The following is a 1,064-nucleotide window of genomic DNA, read 5'->3' on the forward strand; positions in this document are numbered from 1 at the left end:
TCCGTAGACAGGTCCACACTTAAATCCGATGTTACCGGAGTCACTTCGGTAACACTGCCCGAAGCTCCTCCATTCTCCTGATTCGACCCATGATCGTCACTGCAAGCCATACACAGAAAAGCAGCCACCCAATATATTATTTTCTTCATCTTGAATTCTTGTTTTATTGTTTCACAATCGAAATCGTCTCTTTCAACTGGTCAATCGTAATCCGATAAGAACCGGCTTCCTGAATATTCCACTTATTATCCAAACTACCCAAATCTGCATCCGGATACATACTGCTCAACTCCGCATCCGACTTAGCAACAAACAATGCCGTCTCTACTTCTCCCGTCGGAGCCTTGTTGCTCTTATCCGCCATAAACCAATCCCCGTTCCAGTCTGACTGTTTATCGCAGGATATCTTCATCTCACCTGTTTTCAGTGTGCCGCTCCAGGTAAAGATGTAAGGACTGTCGGCACTCTTCGTCATCGGAGTAGCATTGCCTAAATCCCATCCGTTTGGAGTTGCCTCACCCACCAGATACAGCCCTTCGTAAGGAGTGAACGGACGCATCAGCATCTTTTCTTTTCCCTTTCCTGTGTAGAACCATACTTTATAAGGTTTGCCACATTCGGCTTCCTTCATCTGCCATTTATTATCGTCACCTCCAAGCACTACTGATGTCGAAGTGTACGGAGCATTAGCCACAGTAGGATGGAAGAAAGCATCCGCCTGACCGAAATCTGTCACAGAAGCGAATTTAAATTCTCCGTCCGCCTTCCAGGGAATCACGGCTCCATAATGGAACAGATCCATTTGGACAGCATCTTTAGACAGTGCTTCAAATCCCCAACCATTGTTACCCGTAAACGAACCGACAATGAAAAATTCTTCATATCTCCAGCCAATATCTTCTGTTTCGGTAAGTGTCAACGTCAAGTCGAGCAGGTTTGCTTTTACGATATAAGTTGCTTCTTTACTGATTGTGAACTGTTCGTCCGGTTGGTCACCCGATGTACGATAGGTCAGTTTGAATCCTTCTCCGGCAGTAGCATCGCGGTTGTACGACGGCAGGGAT

1 protein-coding gene is annotated in these 1,064 nt (G+C 46.1%); it reads right to left on the minus strand.

All coding sequences use genetic code 11. The features are described 5' to 3' along the window. Positions 1–163 precede the first annotated feature (163 nt). On the minus strand, positions 164–1,064 hold a 901-nt coding region (locus AB5935_RS27860; RefSeq protein WP_368328085.1), incomplete at its 5' end, for a SusF/SusE family outer membrane protein.

It is taken from the genome of Phocaeicola sp. RTP21198st1_B8_RTP21198_201120, from assembly GCF_040929485.1.
GTDB lineage: Bacteria > Bacteroidota > Bacteroidia > Bacteroidales > Bacteroidaceae > Phocaeicola > Phocaeicola dorei.